5 protein-coding genes and 1 pseudogene are annotated in these 4,478 nt (G+C 36.9%); 2 read left to right on the top strand and 4 right to left on the bottom strand.

The genetic code is table 11. From position 1 onward, the window contains the following. Nucleotides 1-547 (top strand): annotated as a pseudogene (locus tag MKL35_RS12840) (IS5-like element ISAba13 family transposase); the annotation flags it as partial. Between the two features lie 758 nt (nt 548-1,305). Continuing rightward, a complete protein-coding gene (locus MKL35_RS12835) occupies nt 1,306-1,533 on the top strand; it encodes a hypothetical protein (RefSeq protein WP_000286812.1) in 228 nt (75 codons plus the stop codon). Nucleotides 1,534-1,640: 107 nt separating this feature from the next. Here MKL35_RS12835 and MKL35_RS12830 read toward each other — a convergent pair whose 3' ends face one another. From MKL35_RS12830 to MKL35_RS12815, 4 genes are all read right to left on the bottom strand, one after another. Continuing rightward, a complete protein-coding gene (locus MKL35_RS12830) occupies nt 1,641-1,850 on the bottom strand; it encodes a hypothetical protein (protein WP_000069471.1) in 210 nt (69 codons plus the stop codon). Further along, nucleotides 1,843-2,145: a helix-turn-helix domain-containing protein gene (locus MKL35_RS12825; protein ID WP_001140619.1), complete on the bottom strand. Its 303-nt coding sequence runs from the start codon at nt 2,143-2,145 to the stop codon at nt 1,843-1,845. The genes MKL35_RS12830 and MKL35_RS12825 overlap by 8 nt, the downstream gene beginning before the upstream one ends. After that, nucleotides 2,138-2,494 (bottom strand): type II toxin-antitoxin system RelE/ParE family toxin, encoded by a 357-nt coding sequence (locus MKL35_RS12820; protein ID WP_000269901.1) that lies wholly within the window; start codon nt 2,492-2,494, stop codon nt 2,138-2,140. Before MKL35_RS12820 ends, MKL35_RS12825 begins: the two co-directional genes overlap by 8 nt. 551 nt (nt 2,495-3,045) lie before the next feature. Then, a complete protein-coding gene (locus MKL35_RS12815; protein WP_016805832.1) occupies nt 3,046-4,371 on the bottom strand; it encodes an ISNCY family transposase in 1,326 nt (441 codons plus the stop codon). Nucleotides 4,372-4,478 lie beyond the last annotated feature (107 nt).

Here is a 4,478-nt window from a genome sequence, read left to right as displayed (position 1 = left end):
TGAGGGTGAATGGAAGCGTAAAAAACATCAGCCTGAATATCGTCGCCAATGGCGTAAATTACATATTGGTATAGATGCTAAAACCTTACAAATACGCGCTGTTCAGCTCACAACCAGCAATGTGAGTGATTCACAGGTACTTGGTGATTTACTCGATCAGATTCCACAAGATGAGAGAGTTGACTCCGTCTATACCGATGGAGCTTATGATACCAAACAGTGCCGACAGGTCATTGCGGATCGGCAAGCACATGCAGTGATTCCACCAAGAAAAAATGCGAAGCCATGGAAAGATAAAAAGATGGGCTCGCTAGAACGCAATGAGTTGCTTCGAACAGTTAAACGTTTAGGAAGAACTATTTGGAAGAAATGGTCAGGCTATCATCGGCGAAGTTTGGTTGAAACCAAGATGCATTGCATCAAATTATTAGGGGATAAACTCAGTGCGAGAAATTTTCAAAGCCAAGTCAATCAGATTCATGCACGTATGGCAGTATTAAATAAATTTACGGACTTAGGCAGACCACATACCCGAGTTGTCATTTAAATTTGAGTAGACATGAGAAGTCTTAACTTTTAAATCTTTGTGCAACAAAGCCTTAACAAACTAGAATTTATTCTTCTATTTGAAAGGATTCTTAAAATACTCTTTTAATATGGAAATAATTAATAGTGTACTGATTAAACCTAGAAATACTATAAGAACCCACAACATACAATCCAAAGAATATTAAACATTACTGATACAAAAATAATAATATTTTTTTGTCTATTAAGTAACTGAAATTTAGTTTTCTTTACAAGTTAAGTGTTTTATTAAGTTATAATTAAAAGTAAATTTTTCCCAACTAGTATAAAGTTTAAGATTATAGGTTATTGAATTGTTTCTTATGCAAAAAAAAGTCAAGAATCTTTATTTAAGAAAAGGTGAACACTCATTTGTTCTGCAATCACAGTTTATTTTTAAAGCTAAGCAGCAAAAATGGACTAGTGAAGATATCCAAAAAATTATAGAAAAGACCTTATATCAAGATAAATATAGGGTATATGCAATTTTGAGAGAGTATTCTAGCCAGAATTACGGGTAAATTTGACTTGAAAAAGAGAAGGACTAAAGTCTTTTAGAAGGATATATCTTGGATCCTGAATAAGATTTTTACTATTAAAGGAGTAAAGTTTAGCCTCGATATAAGTTTAAGCTATTATTTTTACAATAATATTCCATATATCAATACCTAATTTAACTTTAGTTCTTATCGCCAACCCTGTATGGTGCCCGTTCAGAAACACTCTATCTAGGCTAATATGTATAGTTTTTCTGTAAAAGATTTAGATCAATTAATTGAAACGAATCTCAAAGAGGGGAATAAATACAGTAAATTATTGATTGGATATAAATTATTTTCTGATTTGATGAATGATCCTATATTTTATACAGAAGTGTCTAATTCAGCTCTGAGCGCTACGAAAAGAAAATATAAGCAACTAAAAATTAAAATCACCACACATCAATATCAGCTTCATTTTGAATAAATCAATAAAACGAAAGTTCTCAGCTCTCTTCGTATATGAAAAAGTCACAATTTATGGCCTTTCTCATATCTATTTAGCATAAAATCTCTTATGCGAATCTGGAAAGATTAAGTTATTTCGTAATATTTTATCCAATAAGCATTGTCGAAAATATCAGTGTAATAGCTTGACTTCTTACAATGTGAAAAATAGTCACAGCATAAATCTCTAATAATCTCAATTTCCTCTAGGCTATCAGCAGCATTGACTAAAAATATAAACTTGTCCAAGTTAACAAGTAATTTACTACTATTTTTCAAAGGTTTATTATTAGACATTGAATCCTATGTGTTTTCCTGTTGGAAGCTCTACATCTATACGAAGTTTTCCGCCCATTGCTTCGACATACTTTTTCATCGTTGAAATTTTAAGATCATGACCACGATTTTCGATTGCTGACAATGAAGGCTGTTTGATTCCAAGGGTTGCAGCCAGTTCTTTTTGAGAAATCTCTAACTCTTCACGAATAAGGTGAAGCTGAGTTTCCAACAATAATTCATCCGCCATTTGTTGAATACGAGCTTGACTCTCTGGAGAGCGATTAGCCAATAATTCTTGTAGGGTCTTAGCCATTAGATTGATCTCCTAAAGTTGAAAGATGAATTTCGTATTGCTGATCGGCAATATCTAACATCTCTTTATAAAAACGCTTTTTACCGCCTTTATCACCGATACACAGCACAATAGCTTGTCGTAAAGGATCAAACGCGAAAAAGGCTCTCAGTGGTTTACCTCGATGCTGAACACGTAGCTCTTTCATATTGGTAAATTTGGAGTCATAGACGGTATCTACTAAAGGACGACCTAAACTTGGTCCCTGTTGCTGTAGAACGACCAACGCTGCGAGTACTTTCTCTTGTGTAGATTCATCTTGCTGTGCAAGCCATTCGTTAAACAGATCCGTTGTAATGACTGTCCACATATTACAACCATAATATAGATTACAATCTATATTTTATGCTTAATTGAATTATTATTCAAATGACAATAAAAAATCCCGACGTCATGTCGGGATTTTTCGGTGTGGAGCGCATAGGTAGGGCTGACTACCTAATGGTCATGGTGTCTGACTGATTATTCTTGTTTTAAGTCATTGAACATCCTGTTCATATAGATCGATCATAGGGACTTCACTGGTGCTTGGATACAAACAATTTCGTAAAATGCTGTAAGCCAAAGCGTACAAGAAATCATCAAAAATTATCCCAAAGCTTATCCGTAAGAAATGGGGATAAATTCAGAAATGGAAGCCTTAAGGAATCGGAAGGAAATTACGATTTGATCGCTTTTTAATCAATTTTATTGGCAAAATATATCAAAACTGCTCATAAAAAAGCCGACTTGTTTCCAAGTCGGCTTTTCGACATCGTCGAGCAAATTATTTATAGCATAAATTTTTGATTTTTATATGTTTCAATTTGTTCTGTTATTCCTAAGTAGAAATGTCCTACCTTAAAACCAAATAGAAATGTCCTATACCGACATTTCCAAGTCAAGCACAGGATTCAGATTTCGTTCTTTGATTACTGTTTTCTGTGCACGTCTGCTTGGCATCTTTTGAGAACGATTGCGTTTATTTTGTTGTTCTAGTTCTTCATGCTGCTGTTGAATATGGGCTAATACAGAACCCAAACGTTTATTTTCAACAATCTCTCGCTGGTTGAGCTGACTTAATTTATCGAAGATGCTGTAATTGATTTTTCTTCCCTGATATTCAATCGCGACTGTACTATTCGGGTATTCCAGAAACTCAAGATACTTGCCAATCAATCTTTGGTTTTCTTCCGTGTTTTCCAAGAGATATACGCACTTATCATAAGTGATCGTCAGGCTATTCGTGACTCTGCGGGGTTCACGCCAGGTAAAAATATCATCTAATTCTTCGGCTGTTTCAGTGACAGTCCGGTGTAGATCCTTGGGATTAAAGGCCATCTTGGCAAACTTCTGATTGAACTGCTCAATGAAGCAGGGTAGCCAGGCATTGGCTTCGGCAATCGAACTGATGCCTTCCAGACGCATTTCTTTGATCAGACGGTCCTGAAGCGTTCTATTGGCTCGTTCTACACGGCCTTTGGCCTGTGGTGAATTAGCGAAGATAATATCGATATTCAGGGTGCTGAGTACGCGCCCAAACTGGGTAATCTTGGTGTCTTTCTTACTGCTTTGATTCACCCTGAAGACTGAATGTTTATCGCTGTAGAAGGCTAAAGGCTTACCATGCTGCTCAACATACAAACGTGTTGAAATCATATAGTCAAAGGTTGATTCTGACTTACAGAAGCGTAAATGCTGTAATTTGCCTGTGGCATCATCGATAAATACCAGCAGACAGCATTTAGGGGCTCGACCTTCAAACCAGTCATGGTGTGAGCCATCGATTTGGATCAGTTCACCATAACAGTCCCGGTTATAACGAGGCTGATACGGGCGTTTCAGACGCTTGGCACGAGGAGTCCATAAATCGGCTGCAATCATCCAGGAACGCAGTGTTTCCACTGAAATATCAAAGCCATGAACGGTGGTGAGCTTTTCATGCGCTAAAGTGGGTCCGAAACCATGCAGTTGATCAGAAACAATATTGAGGCACTTGAGTCTGAGCTCTTCAGGAAGCCTGGAATTGCTGATTTGACCACGACCGGCATGGGCTAATGCAGCTGGGCCTTGAGCTTTGTATTTTTGCAATAAACGCCTGATCTGACGCTCTGAAATATGAAGTAGCTGAGCAGCTTGGGACTGGGTTATGCGTTGATCACAGATTTCCTGCAAGACCGACAATCGTTTAAGTTCTTTATCCGACATAGACACCAACATATCAAACCGTCCGCTAAGGAAATTGCAAAAGTGCATATTCTAAAAGCGGACATTTTTACTTTGGAGAAACCGGACATTTCTATTTTGGGCTTACA

It is taken from the genome of Acinetobacter sp. AOR41_HL, from assembly GCF_027854645.1.
Lineage (GTDB): Bacteria > Pseudomonadota > Gammaproteobacteria > Pseudomonadales > Moraxellaceae > Acinetobacter > Acinetobacter nosocomialis.
This window is presented reverse-complemented; position numbering and strand designations above follow the sequence as displayed.

What these genes read in the sequence shown, in the direction of transcription:
- MKL35_RS12835 (WP_000286812.1), top strand. Translation starts at nt 1,306, where the DNA reads ATGTATAGTTTTTCTGTAAAAGATTTAGATCAATTAATTGAAACGAAT.
- MKL35_RS12830 (WP_000069471.1), bottom strand. Translation starts at nt 1,850, where the DNA reads ATGTCTAATAATAAACCTTTGAAAAATAGTAGTAAATTACTTGTTAAC.
- MKL35_RS12825 (WP_001140619.1), bottom strand. Translation starts at nt 2,145, where the DNA reads ATGGCTAAGACCCTACAAGAATTATTGGCTAATCGCTCTCCAGAGAGT.
- MKL35_RS12820 (WP_000269901.1), bottom strand. Translation starts at nt 2,494, where the DNA reads ATGTGGACAGTCATTACAACGGATCTGTTTAACGAATGGCTTGCACAG.
- MKL35_RS12815 (WP_016805832.1), bottom strand. Translation starts at nt 4,371, where the DNA reads ATGTCGGATAAAGAACTTAAACGATTGTCGGTCTTGCAGGAAATCTGT.